This is a genomic window from Methylobacterium sp. CM6241, from assembly GCF_054817845.1.
On the sequence record NZ_CM139246.1, the window covers coordinates 2,612,115 to 2,634,227 of the forward strand.

Sequence of the window (22,113 nt, forward strand, 5' to 3'; positions counted from 1 at the left end):
GTGGCTGGGAAGACCAGTTCCGACGAGGCCCGATCCTACACCAGCCGCCCTAGCGGCGCGACCCGCGGTGGCGCGACCCGGTGTTGCGGATGCCGGCTGGCCTGCCGGGCGGGCCGGCCTTGTGGAAGCTCGGCGAGCGCGGAGATCTCGTCCCCCCGGCCCCAGGCCTCGTCTGGCCTTCGGAGAGCAACTCGAAGCGCAGCGCTCCGGCCACGGCCGCCGCCTCCACCAGCCTCACCTCCACCCGGTCGCCGAGGCGATGGGTCTCGCCGCTGCGCGACCCGACCAGGGCATGGCGCGCCTCGTCGTGATGGTAGAAATCGTTGCCGATGGTGGAGATCGGCACGAAGCCGTCGGCACCGGTCTCGTCGAGCTTGATGAAGAGCCCGGCGCGGGTGACGCCCGAGATCTGGCCGGTGAAGGTGGCACCGACCCTGTCGGCGAGATGATGCGCGATGAGCCGATCGATGGTCTCGCGCTCGGCCGCCATGGCGCGACGCTCGGCGGCCGAGATCTGCTCGCCGATCTGGTCGAGAGCGCCCACCGTCACGTCGGAGGACAGGCCGTCCGGGCCGAGGCGGCAGGCGGCGATCAGCGCCCGGTGGACGATGAGATCGGCATAGCGCCGGATCGGCGAGGTGAAATGGGCGTAGCGCCTGAGATTCAGGCCGAAATGCCCGAGATTCTGCGCGGCATAGACGGCCTGAGCCTGCGAGCGCAGCACGACCTCGTTGATGAAGATCGCGTGCTCGGTCTCGGCCACGGAGCCGAGGATGCGGTTGAACAGGGCAGGGCGCAGGGCACCTTCTTTGGGGATCTTGATGCCGATGGAGGCCAGAACCTCGCCGAGCGCGCGCATCTTCTCCAGGGCCGGCTCGTCATGGACGCGGTAGATCAGCGGCTGCTTGGCCTGTTCCAGGGTCTCGGCGGCGGCCACGTTGGCCTGGATCATGAACTCCTCGATGAGCCGGTGCGCGTCGAGGCGGGCCGGCACCACCACCCGGTCCACGGCCCCGTCCGGCGTCAGCAGCACCTTCCGCTCCGGCAGGTCGAGGGCGAGGGGGCCGCGTGCCTCGCGCGCCGCCGTCAGGGCCGCGTAGGCGGCCCAGAGCGGGCGCAGGATCGGTTCCAGCAGCGGCGCGGTCGTCTCGTCGGTGAAGCCGTCGATGGCCGCCTGCGCCTGGGCGTAGGACAGCTTGGCGCGCGAGCGCATCATCACCCGGTGGAAGCTGTGGCGTTTCTTCACCCCGTCGGGGCCGATCACCATGCGCACCGCGATGGCCGGCCGATCCTCCTTCTCCCTCAGCGAGCAGAGGTCGTTGGAGATGCGCTCCGGCAGCATTGGCACGACGCGGTCCGGGAAATAGACCGAGTTGCCGCGCAACAGCGCCTCGCGGTCGAGGGCGGAGCCGGGACGGACATAGGCGGCCACATCGGCGATGGCGACGGTGACGACGAAGCCGCCCTGATTGGCCTCGTCCGGGTCCGGCACCGCCATCACGGCGTCGTCATGGTCCTTTGCGTCGGGGGGGTCGATGGTCAGGAGAGGCTCGGCGCGCCAATCCTCACGGCCCTTCATCCCCACCGGCTCCACCGCGTCGGCCTCGGCCAGAGTGTCGGCGGCGAAGACGTGGGGGATGTGGTGGAGATGCAGCGCGATCAGGCTCACGGCACGCTCCGAGCCGAGCGACCCGAGGCGCTCGGTGACGCGCCCTCGCGGCAGGCCGAACCGGCTCTCGCTGACGAGGCTGACGCTGACGAGGTCGCCGTCCCGCGCCTCGCCTTCCTCGCCGGCCGAAATCGCGATCTCGCGGCCCTGCGCCCGCTTTTCAACAGGCACGATGCGGCCGCCATCGGGGCCGGAGCGGTAGACGCCGAGCACCTCCGCCTTGTTCTTGCCGATCACCTTGATGACACGGCCGGAATATCGCCCGGTCTCGCCGGGAATCAATTCGACGCGCAGAAGGGCGCGGTCCCCGATACCGGGGGCTGCGCGGCCCGGCTTCTTGCCGCTGCGGGGTGAGGAGACCAGGATCTTCGGCGGGGGGCCCTTCGCATGGTCCCATTCCACCGGAACGGCGAAGAAATCGCCATCGCGATCCCGCGACTTGATATCGGCCAGCGTCACCGGCGGCAGCCGGCCGGGCGGCACCAGTCCGGCGCGCCCGCGCTCGATCTCCCCTTCCTCCTCGATCTCCTTGAGGATGCGCTTCAAGCCGATGCGATCGGCCCCCTTGATATTGAACGCCGCGGCGATCTCGCGCTTGCCGACCTTCTCGGTCGCCTGCGCGATGAAGGCGAGAATCTGCTCGCGGGAGGGAAGGGCGCTCTGCCCGGGGTTGGGATTGATGCGTCTGGCCAAATGTCTCTGGGCTCGAACTCGTATAACGCGCCGCTCATGTCTTGGCGGCGAGAGGTCGAAAGGCCTCAGGCTCGGGCCTTTCCACATCCGTTAACATGGGACCGCGCGAGGCCGGGGGCAATGTTCTTCCGTTGTTCATCAACCGGTGGACGCGGAACCGACGATCCGCTCCACGCCGGCATCGATGTCGAAACCCGGATCGGTGATGTCGGCGAGGCTGAACGGGCAGGCGACCGGCAGCGTGAACGAGACCCGGGTCTCCGAGGCACGAAAATCGGGGGCCTCCGCCTCGCGGACGGCCAAAGTCCAGATCCCGTCGATCTTCAACCCCGCCACCGCCGACGGGTCCGAGGCGAGCACGGCATGGGCGCGCCTCGCCTCGTCACGCCAGCGAAGACTCGCCGCGTCGTCGGAGATCAGCGCCGCCTTCACGAGGTCGGCGAGAAGGGTCTGAAGAATCGTCATCTTTGCTGCGGCCTCCGGCATCATGGAGGGTCAACGCGCAAGAGCCGCGCCGGGCCGCGCATCGGCGGGTTTCCGGCACGGAGCACCACCCTCAGAGCCTGTTTGAGTCGCTTTTCCAACGCTCCACCTCATCCTGAGGTGCGGCGTAGCGGCCTCGAAGGAGGCTTTCAGAAATCGCGCGCCAACTGGAGGGCTCCCTCAAAGCCCGCTGACGCGGGCACCTCGGGATGAAGCGGTCTGCTGGGATGATCGACCCTGGCATGAGCATCCGCCGAGACATGCGATCGAACAGACCCCAGTCAGTAGGGCGTGCCCTTGGCGCGCTGCGCCTTGAGGGCCTCGGCGTGCCAGACCAGCTCGTCGAGGAACCGCTTGGCGGCCTTGCCCAGCCATTCCTCCTGCGGCACGCCCTCTTCGTCGAGCACCTTGTGGATGCGAGGGATCGGCAGCAGCGACGCGATGCTCGGTGCGCCGAGCTCGGCCATCATCGCCCGGAGCTGCATCGCCGCGCGGACGCCGCCATATTGGCCGGCCGAGTAACAGACGATGGCCGAGGGCCGCCAGAAATACTCTTCGAGGAAGTGATCCAGCGTGTTCGAGAGGGCCGGCGGGATCGAATGGTTGTACTCGGCCGAGACCACCACGAACGCATCCGACCGGCGGTAGAGCGTGGCGAGGTCCTCGAGCACCGGAGGCGCCTCGCCCTTGGGATATTCCTTGTACATCTTGTCGAGGAGCGGCAGCTTCAACTCCGCCGGGTCCACCAGCGGAGCCTCGATGCCGCGTTCCCGCAGGCGCGCCACGAGGAAGCGCGCCGCGCGCAAGCCCTGGCGTTCGCTGCGGACGGAACCGAGGATGACGGGGATCACGAGGGACATGGCACTGCTCCGGCGAAGATGAACGCGGTGAGTTCATCGTAACGCCGCAGATGAAGGCTGTCGCGTCCTCGCGACCGAACACGCCGGACCTTTACGGTCAGGGCCGATCCTCGCCCTTCGTCAGGCCGCGTTGAGGCAGCACTTCTTGTACTTCTTCCCGCTTCCGCACGGGCAAGGATCGTTGCGGCCGATCTTCACCGGATTGCGGATTGGAAGGCCCGCCCCCTCGGCGGTCCAGGCCAAGGCCCCGATCGGGTCGTCGAACGTGCCGTAGTGCTGTCCGTCGAACCGCTGCATGTCGTTGGGCTTCGCGGTCGCCCGGCGAAGGGTGGTATGAAACCACCCCGCATCGCTGAATTCGTCGCTCAGGCGGCCGTCGGCCCTGGCGGCCGTGCTCCGCAGGGCGAGATCCGCGTAGCCGAGGAGCGCGATGGTCTCCTCCCAGCCGACCCAGGCGACGTCGCCCTCCACGGCGGCGCGCTTGTCGTCGAAGCGGACGAGGAGATCGTGGGTCTGGGTCCGGTCGATCCGTCCGGTCTGGGTCAGGTAGGCGAGGGCGGCGAAGACCTCGTTGCGGGCAAAGCCATCCACTGTCGAATCGAGCAGCAGCGCATGCATCGGCGCGACATCGCCGTCGAACAGGCTGGTGAGCACCTTCGCCATGGTGGTGGTCAGCGCATCGCCGAGGAGGGCGTCGAGCCCGTCGGAATCCTCGCGCCGCAGGATGGTGAGAAGCGGAGCGAAGGCCCGCGTCTCGCCGACCGCCGCCAGGATGTGTATTCCCCAGAACAGCAGGTTGCCCTGCGCCTCGTCGAGCTCCTTGCCGTCTGCCGCCAAAGCGAGAACGGCGAGGACCGGTTCGGCGATGTCGGCGGGGCTCGCCAGGGCCTGAAGCATCGCCGCCTTCGGCAGATGCTTGGCGGCCGACAAGACGTCGATCAGTTCCCGGTTCGCCATGTGATCGGCTTCCTTGTCTGGAGTTCCGAGGGCCGTTTCAAAGCCTGTCCGATCGGATTTCTCGGTGGCTGCTCATGCTCGATTAGATCATCCAAGCAGACAACCTCATCCTGAGGTGCCCTTTGCCTCGGCAAAGGGCCTCGAAGGAGGCCTCCAGAGGCCGGTGCGATATCTGGAGCCCTCCTTCGAGGCCGCTACGCGGCACCTCAGGATGAGGTAAGGCCTTGGAAAAACACCTTAAACGAACTTTCAACCCCTCAAAGTCGCGCCGGTCTTGCGGGCGACCTCGGCGACGATCTTGGCCGTCACGGCCTCGATCTCCGCATCGGTGAGGGTCCGCTCCACCGGTTGGAGCCTCACCGCGATGGCGACGGATTTCGAGCCGTCGGGAATGCCTGTCCCCTCGTAGATATCGAAGACGTCGATCCCGGCGATGAGCTTGCGCTCGGCAGCTTGCGCCGCCTTCACCACGTCGCCCGCCGCAACGTCGCGCCCGACGACGAAGGCGAAGTCGCGCGAGATCGCCTGGAAGTCGGAGAGGGCCAGCGCAGGCTTCACCTTGGTGGGGCGGTATTTCGGCAGGGGGATCGTATCCAGCGTGATTTCGAAGGCCACGAGCGTGCCCTTCAGGTCCAGAGCTTTCATCACCCGGGGATGGATCTCGCCGAAATAGCCGATCTGGTTCTTCGGCCCGAACTGCATCGTGCCGGAGCGTCCGGGATGAAGCCAAGCGGGGCCACCCGCCACGAGCTGGAGACCGCCGGTCGGTACGCCGAGGGCGGTGAGGAGCGCCAGCGCGTCGGCCTTGGCCTCGAATGCATCGACGGTGGCGGCGGCCCCCGCCCAATGGCGGCCGGCGCCATCGTGGCGTGCCGTTCCCCGGCGAATGGCCGTAGCGCGGATCGACTGGCCTTCGGGCTGGTCGGTCTCGAAGCACTGCCCGACCTCGAACAGGGCGACGTCGCCATAGCCGCGGTCGGCGTTGCGCTGGGCCGCCCGTAGCAGGCCCGGAACGAGGCTCGGGCGCATGTCCGAGAGATCGGCCGCGATGGGGTTGGCCAGCGCCAGATCTGCCTTGCCGCCGCCGAACAGGACGGCGTCGTCATGCGGGATGAACGACCACGTCACCGCCTCCACGAGGCCGCGCGTGGCCAGCGCCCGCTTGGCAAGACGCGTGCGCTTCTGCAGGGGCGTCAGCGTCGCCTTGGCGATGGCGGCATCGCCACGGGTCAGCGGCTTAGGCTCGATCCGGTCGAGGCCGGCGATGCGGATGATCTCCTCCACGAGATCGGCCTTGCCTTCCACATCCGGGCGCCAGGACGGGGTGAGAACCTTCACCCGGTCACCCGAACCGGCCACGTGGAACCCGAGGGTCTCCAACGTCACCTTCATCTCGGCGCGGGACAGTTCGATCCCGGCGAGCCGGCGGGTCTCGGTCCAGGGGAAATCGATGACACGCTCGGTCTCGGGCAAGTCACCGGCGATCACCGCCTCGCTCGCCGTGCCGCCGCAGATCTCGACGACCATGCGGGCGGCGAGGTCGAGCCCCGGCAGGGCGAAAACGGGGTCGACGCCGCGCTCGAAGCGGTAGCGGGCATCGGTGATGATGCCGAGGCGCCGGCCGCTCTGGGCGATGTTCACCGGGTCCCACAGGGCGGATTCGATGATGACGTCCACGGTGGCGTCGTCGCAGCCGGAGGCCTCGCCGCCGATAATGCCGCCGATGGATTCGGGGCCGTTCTCGTCGGCGATGACGACGATGCCGTCATCGAGCGCATAGGTCTTGCCGTCGAGCGCCTTCAGGCTCTCGCCGTCGCGGGCGCGTCGGACCGTCAGAGCGCCCTTCACCTTGGCCGCGTCGAAGACGTGGAGCGGGCGTCCGCGATCGAAGGTGAGGTAGTTGGTGATGTCGACGAGAGCGTTGATCGGGCGAAGGCCGATGGCACGCAGGCGGGCCTGCATCCAGTCCGGGGAGGGGGCGTTCTTCACGCCGCGCACGAGGCGCAGGGCGAAATACGGGCACAATCCCTTGTCCGCGGGCTCGAAATCGAGGGCGACCGGCACGGGGCACTCGCCCTCGCCACGCACAGGCGGCATCGGCTCGCGCTTCAAGACGCCGATGCCGGCAGCCGAAAGATCGCGGGCGATGCCGTGGATCGAGGTACAGTCCGGGCGGTTCGGGGTGAGGTTGATCTCGATGACCGGATCGTCGAGCCCGGCATAGAGCGCGTAGGCCTGACCCGTCGGCGCATCCTCGGGCAGATCGAGGATGCCGCTGGACTCCTCGCCGAGGCCGAGTTCGGCGCCCGAGCACAGCATGCCGAGGCTCTCGACGCCCCGGATGTTGCCGACCGCCAAGGTCTTGTCGAGACCGGGCACGTAGGTGCCGGGGGGCGCGAACACCGTCTTCATCCCGGCGCGCGCATTCGGCGCTCCGCAGACGACCTGCACGGGCTGCCCGTCGCCGGCATCCACGGTGCAGACACGCAAACGGTCGGCATTGGGGTGCTGTTCGGCCGTGAGCACATGGGCGACGACAAAAGGCGCGAGCGCCGCCGCCTTGTCCTCGATGCCTTCGACTTCGAGGCCGATCCGCGTCAGCGTCTCGGAGATATTCTCCAGAGACGAATCGGTGTCGAGGTGCTCCTTGAGCCAGGAGAGGGTGAATTTCATTTTCTTCTCGCCTGGAAGAGGAGGTGAACGGCGAGAGTCTGACGGTCCGGGCCAGTCAAACCCTCTAAGCGCGAGACGACACTTCTTGCCCGATCAAGATGTTCCTTGACCGCGGCAAGTTCGAACAGGTTGCTCCGGGGAGGCGAATAATCCGCGATCATGCGCGCCTCCTGAAGCTGGATCAGGTCGGTTCCGATGTCCCGTAGAACGATCGTCTGCTTCAACGGACCATTCGTCTGGAATGCATTCTTCATCGGGCCATGATCGATACCGCGATAGACGCGCTCGAAATCGGCGGAACTGGTATCGCCGCTGGGCAGCATCTCGGACGCACAGAGCCACATGAGGGCATGGAAAGCCGCATAGTAAGCCGAACTCACGGCCCGCCGCTTCGCTGCGCCACTACGGGGGTTCTGTTCGACCAGAGCTTCCGCCTGATCCAACATGAGATCGACCATCGACGCCATGGATCAGTCTATATCGCTCTCAGTCTGCTTCTCGCTGGCGACATCGTTCTTCAACAAGATGAAGCGATCCTCTCCTCGGCTGATGAGAGCAGACCGCAGGATGTGGCTGGCATTCAGCAGCGGATCGGGTTTCGTATCTGGCCGACGTTGATAACGAGCGACGATCTTGATGACCGGATCTCCGTCGAAATCCGAACTGGAGACGGCCTCGGCCCCCAGGAACCCGGCCTCGGGAACCTGCTCGCGCAGAACCTCGGATACCAGTCTGGTAATCTCCTGATCGGTCATCGATCGCTCCATGCCCATCAACTCGTCAGCCCGGCCACCAGGCTCGGGATATCGAGCGGGCGGAAGCCGTAATGCTCCAGCCAGCGCACATCCGCCTCGAAGAACGGGCGCAGGTCGGGCGTGCCGTATTTCAGCATGGCGATCCGGTCGATGCCCATGCCGAAGGCGAAGCCTTGGACGAAGTCCGGGTCGTAGCCGCAATTCCTGAGCACGTTCGGATGGACCATGCCGCAGCCGAGGATTTCGAGCCAGTCGGTGCCCTCACCGAAGCGGATCTCGCCGCCTTTGCGCGAACACTGGATATCGACCTCGGCCGACGGCTCGGTGAAGGGGAAGAAGGACGGCCGGAAGCGCATCTTCACCGCATCGACCTCGAAGAAGGTGCGGCAGAACTCCTCCAGCACCCATTTCAGGTTGGCGATGGTGGCGCTCTTGTCGATCACCAGCCCCTCCACCTGATGGAACATCGGCGTATGGGTCTGGTCGGAATCGTGCCGGTAGGTACGGCCGGGGCAGATCACGCGGATCGGCGGCTCCTGGGACCGCATGGTGCGGATCTGGACCGGCGACGTATGGGTGCGCAGCACCTTGCGCTGGCCGTTGCGGTCGGGCGCCAGGAAGAACGTGTCGTGCATCTCGCGCGCCGGATGGCCGGGCGGGAAGTTGAGAGCGGTGAAGTTGTAGTCGTCGGTCTCGATGTCCGGGCCTTCGGCCACCGAGAAGCCCATATCGGCGAAGATCGCGGTGATCTCGTCCATGACCTGGCTGATCGGATGGATGCGCCCACGCGCTTCCGGCGCCTCACGCACCGGCAGGGTCACGTCGATCCGCTCCGCCGCGAGGCGGGCTTCGAGGGCGGCCTCTGTGAGCGCCTCGCGCCGCGTGGCGATGGCGCCCTGCACCCTGTCGCGCAGACCGTTGATGAGCGGACCGCGCTCCTTGCGCTCGTCCGGCGTCATGCTGCCGAGGGTCTTCAGCAGGTCGGAGATCGAGCCCTTCTTGCCGAGCGCCGCGACGCGCACGGCGTCGAGGGAGGCCTCGTCGGATGCGCTCCCGACCTGTCCGAGCAGATCGCCTTCGAGGGTTTCGAGATCGGTCATCGGTTCAAACCACCGGTTGGCATCTGGCCTTCGGATCGTGTGCGGCCCCCGCGAGCGGTTTTGCGGGTAAGCGCCGCCAATGCAAGCGCGCCTGCCGACGATCCTTTGCAAAAGACGAAGGCGCGGCACCTCTCGGCCCGCGCCTTTCGCATCGACGAATGAGAGGGCGTGTGAACGCGCCTCAGGCAGCCTTCACGAATCAGGCAGCTTTGGCGAGGTCCGGAAGAGCGGCCTTGGCCTTCTCCACGACGACCGCGAAGCTGGCCGGCTCGTGAATGGCGAGCTCGGACAGAGCCTTGCGGTCCACCTCGATGCCGGACTTCGCGAGACCGTTGATGAAGCGCGAATAGGTCAGGCCGTGCTCGCGGACAGCGGCGTTGAGGCGCTGGATCCAGAGAGCGCGGAACGTGCGCTTCTTGTTCTTACGATCGCGGTAGGCATACTGCATGCCCTTCTCGACCGCCTGCTTGGCGATCCGGATCGTATTCTTGCGCCGGCCGTAATAGCCACGGGCGGCCTTGAGGACTTTCTTGTGCTTTGCGTGACTGGTCACGCCGCGCTTGACGCGGGCCATGGGTTCTCTCCTGGATTACGAAAACAGTATCGGCTGCGGCGAAGGATTACCGGCTGTTGGGCAGGAAATACTTCTTCACGTTGGCAGCATCGCCCTCGAACAGGGTGGTGGTACCGCGCAGGTTGCGGATCTGCTTCGTCGTCCGCTTGATCATTCCGTGGCGCTTGCCGGCCTGGGCATACATGACCTTGCCGGTGCCGGTGATCTTGAAGCGCTTCTTCGCGCCCGACTTGGTTTTCAGCTTGGGCATTTGGCTCTCCTGAACGCGCATGCCCTCCGACCCTGGGACAGGGCGAAGGCGTGCGCTCGGTTGATGCTTCTGATGGAGCAGCACGAACCGCCACGGCAGCCCTATCGGCCGGGCGGTTCAACGCGAGGGGGCGTATGACAGAAAAGAGACGTGGTTTCAATGGCACCGCCACTCGTCGGGCCGTCGCCTCTCGCCCCCGCTCCTTCGTCAAAGTGACGGCCATCGGATTTTCCATGGAAATGCGGCGTCCGGTTGCTTGACAGGCCGGGGTGCGGAAACTAGACCCCCGACACCGCCGGAAACGGGGCGGGACGCCGTGCGGGCGTAGCTCAGTTGGTTAGAGTGCCGGCCTGTCACGCCGGAGGTCGCGGGTTCGAGTCCCGTCGCCCGCGCCACGTCCATCATCGGCCTGCATCATGCGGGACGATCCGAATGCCCGGCTACCCAGATACGCGGGCGTAGCTCAGTTGGTTAGAGTGCCGGCCTGTCACGCCGGAGGTCGCGGGTTCGAGTCCCGTCGCCCGCGCCATTCTCAAGAATTCACGCAGCCGATGATGCAGCCTTCAAACGGGTTGCTTTGCGTGATGCCCTCGACATGGGGCATACGTGCACTAGCCTTTGCCCGAGCGCGACTCGCGAAACGGGCTGTCCGAACCATGGCGGGCTTCTTCTTCCTGTACTTCACCGCCTGCATGGCGAATGCACCGGATACCTGCGAATCGAAGCGTCTTCCGCTCGACGTCGTCGATGCGCGAGGATGCATCCGCGTAGCACAGCCGCAGCTGGCGCGATGGGTCGACACCCATCCCGATTACCGCATCACCGCGTGGCGCTGCGGTTCGCCGCCCCGCGATCTCGGTACGCGGATCTGACGCGAATCGGCACCTCCTCGCGCATCGATCAAGTTTCTTCGCCGGAGTGCAATGGCGTGGCGGATCGGACACACCGTCCCGTGCCGCGATCCCGTTCGCGCCGCCGCCGCGATTTCGCCCCATCGCACCGGGATGGCGAAGCCGACGACATGGCAGCGCAGCGAACCGGCACCGAGCGATGATGGCTTTCCCCCTTTCACCCATTCTGTCGCGGCTGGGCGGCATCGTCCTTTTGGGGAGCCTGCTGGCGGTGGGCGGCTGCGGCGGGCCGACGATCCTGCCCGATGCCGACAACCTCACGAGCCCGGTAATTCTCGACGAGGGTGCCGCCGCCGCCGCGATCTCCCGCTACAGGGCGTCGCACGGGCTCGGCCCGGTGGTGCTGGATTCGAGCCTGATCCGGGCGGCCTCCTACCAGGCGGAATCCAATGCCCGGGCCGGCAAGCTCAGCCACGAGATCGGTGGCACGTTCGATTCGCGCATGGCGCGGGCGGGATTCGGCCGCTCCTTCGCCGCCGAGAACCTCAGCGCCGGTTCGAATACGTTCGACGAGGTGCTGGCACGCTGGAAAGCCTCATCCGAGCACAACAAGAACATGCTGATGCCTCAGCTGAAGCGAATCGGCATCGCCCGCGTCGATGCGCCGGGTACGCGCTACAAGCGCTTCTGGGCCCTGGTCCTCGCCGGAAACTGAGGCGCATACGTCCTCGCCGCGCGGCTCAATCCGTAAGTTGATCCGACTCGGTCAACCCGTCCTGGATGCTGCGAATGATCGTGCGCATCTCGGGGATCATCGCGATGGCCCTGGCGATCCGCAACGCCTCCTCGCGGGTCATGAGGCCGGTTGCCTCTCGCTTCTCGGGCTCGTCGGAGAAGTATGTCCACGCGACGGCCGCTCCGTCCGCATCCTCGACGCAGAAACTCTCGACCTTCTCGACGACGAGCCAGGGGGTGGGGAAGCCGCGCGCGGTCATCGCTCGTCTCTGTTGCCGGGAAGGGTAGGGGGAGGGGCAGCGGGATGGTGGGCGGTGACGGGCTCGAACCGCCGACCCTCTCCGTGTAAAGGAGACGCTCTACCAACTGAGCTAACCGCCCGGTGCGCGCCGCATCGTTAATCCAAGCATCGTCGGGATGGCAACCCTCCTCGGCACGAGGCCGGTGGAGGACCATACGAAAAGGCCCCGGGGAAACCACGGGGCCTTTCCATTTTTCATCCGCGGATGACAGTCAGTGGGCGATCACCGTGGTCGGCTCGTCCTCGCCGACCACCGGGCGGCGGGCGACCGGGAGCGGCTCTTCCCACTCGATGCGCTCCGGCACCCTCACGAGGGCGTGCTGAAGCACCTGGTCCATCCGGGAGACCGGGATGATCTCCATCCCGTTCTTCACGCTGTCGGGCACCTCGGCGATGTCCTTGGCGTTCTCCTCGGGGATGAGGACCGTCTTGATGCCGCCGCGCAAGGCAGCGAGCAGCTTCTCCTTCAGACCGCCGATGGGCAGGATGCGGCCACGCAGGGTGACTTCTCCGGTCATCGCCACATCCTTCCTCACCGGGATGCCGGTGAGGGTCGAGATGATGGCGGTGGCCATGCCTATACCGGCCGACGGACCGTCCTTCGGGGTCGCCCCTTCCGGAACGTGGACGTGGATGTCGCGACGCTCGAACAGCGGCGGCTCGATGCCGAAGTCGAGGGCCCGGGAGCGGACATAGCTCGCCGCCGCCGAGATCGACTCCTTCATCACGTCACGCAGGTTGCCGGTGACCGTCATCTTGCCCTTGCCGGGCATCATGACGCCTTCGATCGTCAGCAGCTCGCCGCCGACCTCGGTCCAGGCGAGACCCGTCACCACGCCGACCTGATCCTCCTCGTCGATCTCGCCGTAGCGGAACTTCGGCGCGCCGAGGAAGACCGGCAAGTTCTCCTCGGTGACGGCAACGGCCTTCACCTTGGTGATGAGGATCTCCTTCACCGCCTTGCGGATCAGGTTCGAGATCTCGCGCTCCAGGTTACGCACGCCCGCTTCCCGCGTGTAACGGCGGATGAGCATGAGGACGCCGGAATCGTCGATCTCCCATTCCTTGGCCGTGAGGCCGTGCTTCTTCACCGCCCCCGGGATGAGGTGCTTGCGGGCGATCTGAAGCTTCTCTTCCTCGGTGTAGCCGGCGATGCGGATCACCTCCATGCGGTCCATCAGGGGCGCAGGGATGTTGAGCGTATTCGCTGTCGTCACGAACATCACGTCCGAGAGATCGTAATCGACCTCCAGGTAGTGATCGTTGAACGTGCCGTTCTGCTCCGGGTCGAGCACCTCGAGGAGAGCCGCGGACGGATCGCCGCGGAAATCCTGGCCCATCTTGTCGATTTCATCGAGCAGGATGAGCGGGTTCGAGGTCTTGGCCTTGCGCATCGACTGCACGATCTTGCCGGGCATCGAGCCGATATAGGTCCGGCGGTGACCGCGGATCTCGGCCTCGTCACGCACACCACCCAGCGACATCCGGACGAATTCGCGACCGGTCGCCTTGGCGATGGACTTGCCGAGCGAGGTCTTGCCGACGCCGGGAGGACCGACGAGGCACAGGATCGGACCGGTGAGCTTGTTCGCGCGCTGCTGCACGGCGAGATACTCGACGATGCGCTCCTTGACCTTTTCCAGACCGAAATGGTCCTGGTCGAGCATGACCTGGGCGCCCAGCAGATCCTTCTTGATCCGCGACCGCTTCGACCACGGGATGCCGAGCATCCAATCGAGGTAGTTGCGCACGACTGTGGCCTCGGCCGACATCGGCGACATCTGGCGAAGCTTCTTCAGCTCGGCCATCGCCTTCTCACGGGCTTCCTTCGAAAACTTGGTCTTCTCGATCTTCTCTTCGATTTCGGCGAGCTCGTCCTTGCCGTCCTCGGAATCGCCCAGTTCCTTCTGGATCGCCTTCATCTGCTCGTTGAGGTAGTACTCGCGCTGGGTCTTCTCCATCTGCCGCTTCACGCGGGTCCGGATGCGCTTTTCCACCTGCAGCACGGAGATCTCGCTCTCCATCAGCGACAGGACGCGCTCGAGACGCTCCGCCACCGTGGGGATTTCGAGGATCGCCTGCTTGTCGGCGATCTTGACGGCGAGATGCGAGCCGACGGTATCGGCGAGCTTCGACGGCTCGTCGATCTGGGTGACCGCGGAGACGACCTCGGGCGAGATCTTCTTGTTGAGCTTCACGTAGTTCTCGAACTCGGAGATGACCGAGCGGGCGAGAGCCTCTGCCTCGACGGGATCGCCGAGCTCATCCGTCAGCGTCTCGACATCGGCCTCGTAGAAGGAATCCGACTTGTTGAAGTTCGTGATCTTGGCGCGGCCCGCGCCTTCGACGAGCACCTTCACGGTACCGTCGGGCAGCTTCAGGAGCTGAAGGACGCTGGCGAGCGTGCCGATCTTGTAAATCGCATCGGTCGACGGATCGTCGTCGCTGGCATTGATCTGGGTGGCCAGCAGGATGTGGCGGTCGGTGCGGACGGCCTCTTCGAGGGCGCGGATCGACTTCTCGCGGCCGACGAAGAGCGGCACGATCATGTGCGGGAAGACGACGATGTCACGCAGGGGCAGAACGGCGTAGGAGCCCGTCGAACCCGGGACGACCGGCTGGCGAGATTTCGATTGGGTCATGTCGGACTTCCTCTTGATGGATTCCGGGCTCTAGCTCCTCGAAATGAGCAAGCATCCTGCCACGGACCGACCAGTCCGCATCGCGGGGTCGGAAGCATCGCTGAACTGTGAGGCTGGAGGCGGGACACCGCACCTCAGAAGGTGAGCGTGCGGCCATCGCCGTCTGACACTTCAGATGGAAGCCGGGGAGAGCTTTTTCAAGAATTCTCCCCGGACCGTTTCGGCGGCTAAGTCTCTGCCGCCGCTTTGCGCCCTCAGGCGCTGACGCTCGCGGGAACGTCCTTGTTGCGGTCGCCATGGATGTAGAGCGGGCGCGACTTGCCCTCGACCACCTCGGGACCGATCACCACCTGCTCCACCGAATCGAGGCCGGGCAGGTCGTACATCGTCTCGAGCAGGATCGTCTCCAGGATCGAGCGCAGGCCGCGGGCGCCGGTCTTCCGCTCGATGGCCTTGCGGGCCACCATGGAAAGCGCCTCTTCCTGGAACGTCAGGTCGACATTCTCCATCTCGAACAGGCGCTGGTACTGCTTCACCAGGGCGTTCTTCGGCTCCTGCAGGATGCGCTTGAGGGCGACCTCATCGAGGTCCTCCAGCGTCGCCAGCACGGGCAGACGGCCGACGAACTCGGGGATCAGGCCGAACTTCAGCAGGTCCTCGGGCTCGACATTGCGGAAGATTTCGCCGGTGCGGCGGTCGTCCGGGGCCTGCACGGTCGCGCCGAAGCCGATCGAAGTGCCCTTGCCGCGCGCCGAGATGATCCGCTCCAGCCCGGCGAACGCGCCGCCGCAGATGAAGAGGATGTTGGTGGTGTCGACCTGCAGGAATTCCTGCTGCGGGTGCTTGCGACCGCCCTGCGGGGGCACGGAGGCGACGGTGCCTTCCATGATCTTCAGGAGGGCCTGCTGCACGCCTTCGCCCGACACGTCGCGGGTGATCGACGGGTTGTCGGACTTCCGCGAGATCTTGTCGATCTCGTCGATGTAGACGATGCCGCGCTGCGCCCGCTCGACGTTGTAATCCGACGCCTGGAGCAGCTTCAGGATGATGTTCTCGACATCCTCGCCGACATAGCCGGCTTCGGTCAGCGTCGTCGCGTCGGCCATGGTGAAGGGCACGTCGAGGATGCGGGCGAGGGTCTGCGCGAGCAGAGTCTTGCCCGAACCGGTCGGCCCGATCAGCATGATGTTGGACTTCGCCAGCTCGACGTCGTTGTGCTTCGAGGCGTGGGCGAGGCGCTTGTAATGGTTGTGGACCGCGACGGAGAGAACCTTCTTCGCGAAATCCTGGCCGATGACGTAATCGTCCAGGACGCGGCGGATCTCCTTCGGCGTGGGCACGCCGTCGCGCGATTTCACCAGCGAGGACTTCGATTCCTCACGGATGATGTCCATGCACAGTTCGACACACTCGTCGCAGATGAACACCGTCGGGCCCGCGATCAGCTTGCGGACCTCGTGCTGGCTCTTGCCGCAAAACGAGCAGTACAGCGTGCTCTTCGAGTCGTTGCCGCCAGTCTTGCTCATATCGGTCTCCGTTCGCGGGTGCGACGCCAGCCCCGGGGCGCACGCGCATCTTCTAAGATCTAAGGGCGCCCGCCTAAAGAAACAGTCACCTGCGCGCTTTCTGCCGGTAGGTCAGACTCGCGATGCAAGCATGCTGCCGCGACGGGATCAAGGCAAAGCCGCATTGGCGGCCCGCCTCTAAAGGACGCGCCGGGGCCGCCATGCGGCCACGGCGCGGTCGAGATCAGGCTGCGGCCGGCTCGGGACGCTTCTGGATCACTTCGTCGATCAGGCCGAATTCCTTGGCCGCGTCGGCGGTCATGAAATTGTCGCGCTCGAGCGCCTGGACGATGGTGTCGTAGTCGCGACCGGTATGCTTCACGTAGATCTCGTTGAGGCGCTTCTTCAGCGCTTCGATCTCGCGGGCATGGATCAGGATGTCCGTGGCCTGGCCCTGGAACCCGCCGGACGGCTGGTGGACCATGATTCGGGCGTTCGGCAGGGCGAAGCGGTGGCCGGGCTCACCGGCGGTGAGCAGCAGCGATCCCATCGAGGCGGCCTGGCCGACGCAGAGGGTCGTCACCGGGCAGCGAATGAACTGCATCGTGTCGTAGATCGACAGGCCCGACGTCACCACGCCACCGGGCGAGTTGATGTAGAAGGAAATTTCCTTCTTCGGGTTTTCGGCTTCGAGGAACAGCAACTGCGCGACGATCAGCGAAGCGCCATAATCTTCGACCGGGCCGGTGAGGAAGATGATCCGCTCACGCAGCAGGCGGGAATAGATGTCGAATGCACGCTCGCCGCGGCTCGACTGCTCGACCACCATGGGAACGAGTGCGCTGTTATAATAGTCGACCGGATCTCTCATCATTCTCGTGCCCCAGGCTTCAAGGGGTCCGGCCGCGCGAATGGCGCGCGAGCCGGACGTGTCAGCGAACTACGGCGGCGGTGAACGCCGCCTTTACATCCAAGCCCGCCGCCCTTTTCGGAGCCTCGAGCTCAATCGGCCTTTGCGACGGCCGGGAGATCGTCGCCCGAAGGAGCCTGGGATTTGTCCGTCTCCGACTCCGTCGATCCGGCGCTGGCCGCATCGGCGTCCTCATCTGCGAACAAAGCATCCTTCGAAACAGGCTCTTCGACCAGCTTCACCTGGGCGAGGACATGGTCGACGACCTTCTCCTCGAACAGGGGTGCGCGAAGCTCGGCCAGGGCCTGTGCGTTCTTCCGGTAGAAGTCCCAGACCTGCTGCTCCTGCCCGGGATACTGCCGGACACGGGCGATCAGGGCCTGGTTCACCTCGTCGTCACTGACCTTGATATCGGCGGTCTCGCCCACCTGCGCAAGCACCAAGCCGAGACGGACGCGCCGCTCGGCTATCTTGCGGTACTCGGCCGTGGCCTTTTCCTCGGTGGTTCCCTCGTCCTCGAAGGTCTTGCCGCGGGTCTTCAGGTCCTGCTCGACCTGGGCCCACACGGCAGCGAATTCCTGGTGGACGAGGCTCGGGGGCAGGTCGAAAGCGTACTTGCCGTCGAGGGCGTCGAGGAGCTCCTTCTTGAGCTTGCGGCGCGACTGGGCCTCGAAATCACCACCGAGGGCGCCGGCGACGGCTTCCTTCAGCTTCTCCAGCGATTCCATGCCGAAGCCCTTGGCGAGCTCGTCGTCGATCTTGGTCTCGCCCGGAGCCTGGATCGCCGTGACGGTCACGTCGAACTCGGCATCCTTGCCGGCGAGGTGCTCGGCACCGTAGGCCTCGGGGAAGGTCGACTTCACCACCAGCGACTGGCCGACCTTGGCGCCGACCAGCTGGTCTTCGAATCCGGGGATGAACGAGCCCGAGCCGAGCTCCAGATCCACGCCTTCGCCCTTGCCGCCGTCGAACTCGACGCCGTCGATCTTGCCGACGAAATCGATCGTGACGCGGTCGCCCGTGGCGGCCTCGGCGCCCTCGTCCTTCGGGGTGAAGGCGCGGTTCGAGGAGGCCATGCGGTTGATTGCCTCGTCGACCTCTTCGTCGCTGGGCTTGGCGACCTGCTTCGTCAGGGTGACGTCGGACAGGTCGACGAGCTCGAAGCTCGGCAGGACTTCGAGGGCGACGTTGAAGGACAGGTCGTCCTTGGCCTCGAGCGCCCGGTCGACGATGGAAGCCTCACCGGGGAATTCGATCTTCGGCTCGAGGGCGAGCTTGAGGTTGTTGTCGGTGACGATCTTCTGGTTGGCCTCGTTGACCGCGTTCTGCAGCACGTCGGCCATCACCGAGCGGCCGTAGAGCTTGCGCAGATGGGCCACCGGCACCTTGCCGGGGCGGAAGCCCTTGATCTGGGCCTTGTCCTTGAGGGTGGACAGCTCGGTCGTCAGGCGCTCTTCGAGCTCCTTGGCGGCCAGAAGCACCTGGAACTCGCGCTTCAGACCCTGGGAGAGTGTCTCGGTCACCTGCATCGTCGTCTTCCCGCTGTCGTCCGTGTGATCGATCAAAAAATCTCGAATGGCGCCGCCGTCGAGGGCGGGACACCACAGGCGGCGTTTGACGAAGCACGCCCGACCGGAGGCCGACTCCGAGCGGCAGAGCGGGCCGGCCATCGCTGTGAGCCATTCCGTTCCCAACGGCGAAGGCTGGTGCGGGCGGAGGGGCTCGAACCCCCACGACTCTCGTCACTGGAACCTAAATCCAGCGCGTCTACCAGTTCCGCCACGCCCGCAAGCGCCAACGCCCGGCGTGCCTTTTCAGCCGCCAGAGCGCGGTCCTATAGCATGCGCGCGCAAGTCCGCAGCAAAAAAATAAGACCTCGCCCATCAGGGGCGTGGCGGCGGTTGGCGCCGCGCGGGACCGCCGTCTACAAGCGGGCGAAAGCGCCGGATGCGCCTGAGCATCCCTTCATTCCCGTCCGAGGTGACATGCCGAGTTCCGACCTGAAGAATGACCACCCGCCCTCGGAGACCGGCGGCCTGTCCCGCCGTTCGCTGATCGGCCGGGCGGCGGCCCTCGGCCTTGCCGGACCGGCCTTCATCGCGGGCGCGGTGGCGCAGACGGGATCGGGCAAGGCGACCCCAAAGGCAGCGCCCGTGCCGGCCAAGCCGGCCGAGACCAAGCCAGCCGAGCCGTTGCCCGAACCGCGCGCGCTCGTCGCCGGACCGGGCACGAACCGCCTGAAACCCGAGCCGGCCGCCGAGACGCCGATCTGGACCTTCGACGGCAAGGCGAGCCTTCCCGTCATCCGGGCGAAACTCGGCGACACCGTCCGCCTGCGCGTCGAAAACAAGACGGACAAGCCGCTCTCCCTCCACTGGCACGGGGTCCGCAACCAGAACGCCATGGACGGCGTCGGCGGCGTGACCCAGCCGCCGATCGCTCCGGGGACGGACTTCACTTACTCCTTCGTCCCGCCGGATGCCGGCACGTTCCTGATCCGGCCCCTCGTTGTGGGCGGTTCGAGCGAACCGTCGGGGCGGGGCCTTGCCGGCGCGTTGATCGTCGAGGAGACCTCGCCGCCCTCGCTCGACCAGGATCTCACCTTGTTGATGCAGGATTGGCGGCTGGAGGAGAACGGCGCGCTGATGCCGTTCGGGCAGGCGGCTTTCGCCGCGGCCTCCGGGCGCCTCGGCAATCTCGTCACGATCAACGGCAGGCCGGTTCCCGAAGCGGTGGAGGTTCGCCCGGGATCGCGGATCCGCCTGCGGCTCGGCAATGTCTGCAACGCGCGCGGAACCCGCATCCGGTTCGAGGGCGCCAAGGTCTACGTGGTGGCGGTGGACGGCCAGCCCACCGACACGTTCGAGCCGTTGCGGGCGACGCTGCCCTTCCCCCCCGGCACCCGCTACGACCTGATGCTCGACATGCCGGCGGAAGCCGGCGCCAGCGTCACGGTCAATGCCCTGGTGGGCAACGGCCTCGTCCTGGCGACACTCACCGCCAAGGGCCAGCCGGTGACGGAGAAGCGTCCGCCGATCGCACCGGTGGGCGAGAACAAGCTCCTGCCCGCCGAGGTCAAGCTCCAGAACGCAATCCGCCGCGACATCGCGATCACCGGCGGCGCCAAGCTCGACAAGGACAAGCCCAACGCCGAACCGGCCTATGCCGGTGATCCGAATCGGGTCTGGGCCATCAACGGGATCACGGGAGCCTCCGGCACCGCTCCCTCCTTCACGGTGAAGCGCGGCCAGGTGGTGGTCCTGGCGATCCGGAACGACACCGCCTTCCCGCAGGCCCTGCACGTCCACGGCCACGCCTTCCGGCTGCTTCACCCGCTGGACGACGGCTGGGAGCCCTATTGGCTCGACACGTTCCAGCTGCTCGAAGGCAGTACGGCCCGGATCGCCTTCAAGGCGGACAATCCCGGCCGCTGGGTCATCGGCTCCACGGTGCTGGAGCGGTTCGACACCGGATTGTGGACGAGTTTCGAGGTTACTTGACCAGACCGGCGAGAACCCGCGGCATCATCTCCGGCAGATCCTCGGCGATGAGGCCCGGCCCGTGTCGCAAACCGGCATCGCCATGGAGCCAGACCGCCGCGCAGGCGGCCTCGAAGGCCGGCATGCCCTGCGCCAGTAGGCCGGCGACGAAGCCGCCGAGGACATCGCCGGAACCGGCGGTGCCGAGATGGGGCGTGGCGTGGCCGTTGATCGCGGCGCGTCCGTCGGGCGCGGCGATGATGGTATCGGCGCCCTTCAGCACGACGACCGCCCCGACGAGGGACGCCGCCCTCAGCGCCCGTTCGAGCTTGCTCGCCGTCGGGTTGACAGCGGCCGTATCGGCGAAGAGGCGGCCGAACTCACCGGAATGCGGGGTCAGCACTGCCTTCCCCCCGCCATCCGCGATGAGGCTCGCCAATTGGTCGACCTGGCCTTTGAAGCTTGTGAGCGCGTCGGCATCGAGGACGAGGCTTCGCCCGACGCCGGCCGCCACGGCGACACGCTCACGGGTCGCCTCGCCGCTCCCCATGCCGGGGCCGGCGAGGATGACGTTGAGGCGCTCGTCCACGAGGAGATCGTCGAGGTCGTCGGCGGTCTCGCATGGCGTCAGCATGATCGCGGTGAGATGCGCGGCGTTCTCAGGCATCGCGGCGGTGGGGGAGGCCACGGTGACGAGGCCGGCCCCGACCCGCAACGCCGCCCGCGCGGCGAGGCGGATCGCTCCCGTCTTGAAGGCGGGACCGGACAAGGCGAGGACATGCCCCCTGGTGTATTTGTGACTGACGGCGTCGAGCCTCGGGAAATCAGAGTCCCAGAGATCGGGCCCATTGCGCCAGACCCTCGGCGTGCCGGCCAGCCCCTGTTCGAGGGCGGAATCGCCGATACCGATATCGGCCACATGGAGATGACCGCAATGGTCGCGGCCCGGCTGCAGCAGGTGGCCCGGCTTGAGCGCCACGAAGGTCACCGTCTCGCGCGCCCTGAGCGCGACCCCGCGTAAAGCGCCCGTATCGCCGTCGATCCCGCTCGGAATGTCGACGGCGAGAACGGGCACGTTCGCCGCCGCGACCCGCTCGACCATGGCCTTCGCCGCGCCGTCGAGGTCGCGGGACAGGCCCGCCCCGAACAGGGCGTCGATGACGAGGGCGGCCCCCGCCGGATCGGCCTCGGATAGGACGGGCCCCTCCCAGTCAGCGGCGGCCAACGCGGCATCACCCGTCAGGCTCTCCACCGGCGCGGTGCAGACGAGATCGACCGCATAGCCGCTCCCTTCGAGGAGGCGGGCGGCAATGAGACCGTCCCCACCATTGTTGCCGGGTCCGCAGAGGACGAGGATGCGGGAGGGCGCGGCGACCATCGTGGCGGCCCTCTCGGCCACGGCGGCGCCCGCCCGGCGCATCAGCTCGATCCCCGGAACGCCCGCCGCTATGGCGGCGGCGTCCATTCTCCGCATCGCTTCGACGGTGATCAGACGGTGTGGGGGCATTCGAAACTTCGCCTTGTCCATGTGTCCATGCCTGCGCACCGCTCATGCCGCGCCGTTATTTCAGGCGCAAAGCGGGCTTGGCTGAAACGATTTGCATTCGTTGCCTACCGAATGGGCAATTTAACGCCTGTCTCGGGGAAAACGGCGTGGCGAAGGCCGTGCCGCGATG

19 protein-coding genes and 4 tRNA genes are annotated in these 22,113 nt (G+C 66.4%); 5 read left to right on the plus strand and 18 right to left on the minus strand.

What is annotated here, in order from left to right:
- Positions 1-49 precede the first annotated feature (49 nt).
- From rnr to rpmI, 10 genes are all read right to left on the minus strand, one after another.
- Positions 50-2,362 (minus strand): ribonuclease R, encoded by a 2,313-nt coding sequence (gene rnr / locus ACYQR9_RS12110; protein WP_461226405.1) that lies wholly within the window; start codon positions 2,360-2,362, stop codon positions 50-52.
- A 138-nt stretch (positions 2,363-2,500) separates the two neighbouring features.
- Positions 2,501-2,827, minus strand: a complete 327-nt coding sequence (locus ACYQR9_RS12115; protein ID WP_311275294.1) for a hypothetical protein — start codon at positions 2,825-2,827, stop codon at positions 2,501-2,503.
- A 299-nt stretch (positions 2,828-3,126) separates the two neighbouring features.
- Positions 3,127-3,705: an NADPH-dependent FMN reductase gene (locus tag ACYQR9_RS12120; protein ID WP_056430277.1), complete on the minus strand. Its 579-nt coding sequence runs from the start codon at positions 3,703-3,705 to the stop codon at positions 3,127-3,129.
- Between the two features lie 120 nt (positions 3,706-3,825).
- Positions 3,826-4,662 carry a DUF1186 domain-containing protein gene (locus tag ACYQR9_RS12125; protein ID WP_461226408.1) on the minus strand — a complete coding sequence of 279 codons (837 nt, stop codon included), beginning with the start codon at positions 4,660-4,662 and terminating at the stop codon, positions 3,826-3,828.
- Between the two features lie 249 nt (positions 4,663-4,911).
- A complete protein-coding gene (gene pheT, locus ACYQR9_RS12130) occupies positions 4,912-7,335 on the minus strand; it encodes a phenylalanine--tRNA ligase subunit beta (protein WP_461226410.1) in 2,424 nt (807 codons plus the stop codon).
- The gene (locus tag ACYQR9_RS12135) at positions 7,332-7,802 is read right to left on the minus strand and encodes a hypothetical protein (RefSeq protein WP_461226412.1); all 471 of its coding nucleotides are present in this window, start codon (positions 7,800-7,802) and stop codon (positions 7,332-7,334) included. The genes pheT and ACYQR9_RS12135 overlap by 4 nt, the downstream gene beginning before the upstream one ends.
- Before the next feature lie 3 nt (positions 7,803-7,805).
- The gene (locus ACYQR9_RS12140) at positions 7,806-8,090 is read right to left on the minus strand and encodes a hypothetical protein (RefSeq protein WP_147829579.1); all 285 of its coding nucleotides are present in this window, start codon (positions 8,088-8,090) and stop codon (positions 7,806-7,808) included.
- 17 nt (positions 8,091-8,107) lie between these two features.
- Positions 8,108-9,190, minus strand: coding sequence for a phenylalanine--tRNA ligase subunit alpha (pheS, locus tag ACYQR9_RS12145; RefSeq protein ID WP_461226414.1), 1,083 nt, complete (start codon positions 9,188-9,190; stop codon positions 8,108-8,110).
- Between the two features lie 199 nt (positions 9,191-9,389).
- A complete protein-coding gene (rplT, locus tag ACYQR9_RS12150) occupies positions 9,390-9,764 on the minus strand; it encodes a 50S ribosomal protein L20 (protein ID WP_018044556.1) in 375 nt (124 codons plus the stop codon).
- Between the two features lie 46 nt (positions 9,765-9,810).
- The gene (gene rpmI, locus ACYQR9_RS12155; protein ID WP_018044555.1) at positions 9,811-10,014 is read right to left on the minus strand and encodes a 50S ribosomal protein L35; all 204 of its coding nucleotides are present in this window, start codon (positions 10,012-10,014) and stop codon (positions 9,811-9,813) included.
- A 318-nt stretch (positions 10,015-10,332) separates the two neighbouring features.
- On the opposite strand from rpmI, the gene ACYQR9_RS12160 reads away from it, so the two are divergent.
- From ACYQR9_RS12160 to ACYQR9_RS12175, 4 genes are all read left to right on the plus strand, one after another.
- A tRNA-Asp gene (locus ACYQR9_RS12160) sits at positions 10,333-10,409 on the plus strand.
- Positions 10,410-10,466: 57 nt separating this feature from the next.
- Positions 10,467-10,543 (plus strand) — tRNA-Asp (locus ACYQR9_RS12165).
- A gap of 127 nt (positions 10,544-10,670) precedes the next feature.
- Positions 10,671-10,886 carry a hypothetical protein gene (locus ACYQR9_RS12170; protein ID WP_056430291.1) on the plus strand — a complete coding sequence of 72 codons (216 nt, stop codon included), beginning with the start codon at positions 10,671-10,673 and terminating at the stop codon, positions 10,884-10,886.
- Between the two features lie 178 nt (positions 10,887-11,064).
- Positions 11,065-11,580 (plus strand): CAP domain-containing protein, encoded by a 516-nt coding sequence (locus ACYQR9_RS12175; protein WP_311274753.1) that lies wholly within the window; start codon positions 11,065-11,067, stop codon positions 11,578-11,580.
- Between the two features lie 25 nt (positions 11,581-11,605).
- Here ACYQR9_RS12175 and ACYQR9_RS12180 read toward each other — a convergent pair whose 3' ends face one another.
- The 7 genes from ACYQR9_RS12180 to ACYQR9_RS12210 form a co-directional block, all read right to left on the minus strand.
- Positions 11,606-11,860, minus strand: a complete 255-nt coding sequence (locus ACYQR9_RS12180) for a hypothetical protein (RefSeq protein ID WP_207410612.1) — start codon at positions 11,858-11,860, stop codon at positions 11,606-11,608.
- A 45-nt stretch (positions 11,861-11,905) separates the two neighbouring features.
- Positions 11,906-11,981, minus strand: a tRNA-Val gene (locus ACYQR9_RS12185).
- Positions 11,982-12,113: 132 nt separating this feature from the next.
- Entirely contained in the window at positions 12,114-14,543 is a 2,430-nt protein-coding gene (gene lon / locus ACYQR9_RS12190; RefSeq protein WP_056430302.1) for an endopeptidase La, read from the minus strand.
- A gap of 254 nt (positions 14,544-14,797) precedes the next feature.
- The gene (gene clpX, locus ACYQR9_RS12195) at positions 14,798-16,069 is read right to left on the minus strand and encodes an ATP-dependent Clp protease ATP-binding subunit ClpX (protein WP_019904739.1); all 1,272 of its coding nucleotides are present in this window, start codon (positions 16,067-16,069) and stop codon (positions 14,798-14,800) included.
- Positions 16,070-16,292: 223 nt separating this feature from the next.
- Positions 16,293-16,919 (minus strand): ATP-dependent Clp protease proteolytic subunit, encoded by a 627-nt coding sequence (locus tag ACYQR9_RS12200; protein ID WP_026176059.1) that lies wholly within the window; start codon positions 16,917-16,919, stop codon positions 16,293-16,295.
- Positions 16,920-17,050: 131 nt separating this feature from the next.
- The gene (tig, locus tag ACYQR9_RS12205; protein ID WP_056430576.1) at positions 17,051-18,487 is read right to left on the minus strand and encodes a trigger factor; all 1,437 of its coding nucleotides are present in this window, start codon (positions 18,485-18,487) and stop codon (positions 17,051-17,053) included.
- Between the two features lie 175 nt (positions 18,488-18,662).
- Positions 18,663-18,747 (minus strand) — tRNA-Leu (locus ACYQR9_RS12210).
- Between the two features lie 196 nt (positions 18,748-18,943).
- Here ACYQR9_RS12210 and ACYQR9_RS12215 point away from each other — a divergent pair.
- A complete protein-coding gene (locus ACYQR9_RS12215) occupies positions 18,944-20,458 on the plus strand; it encodes a multicopper oxidase family protein (RefSeq protein ID WP_461226416.1) in 1,515 nt (504 codons plus the stop codon).
- On the opposite strand, the gene ACYQR9_RS12220 is transcribed toward ACYQR9_RS12215, so the two are convergent.
- Positions 20,451-21,944, minus strand: a complete 1,494-nt coding sequence (locus ACYQR9_RS12220; protein ID WP_461226418.1) for an NAD(P)H-hydrate dehydratase — start codon at positions 21,942-21,944, stop codon at positions 20,451-20,453. The genes ACYQR9_RS12215 and ACYQR9_RS12220 overlap by 8 nt on opposite strands.
- Positions 21,945-22,113 lie beyond the last annotated feature (169 nt).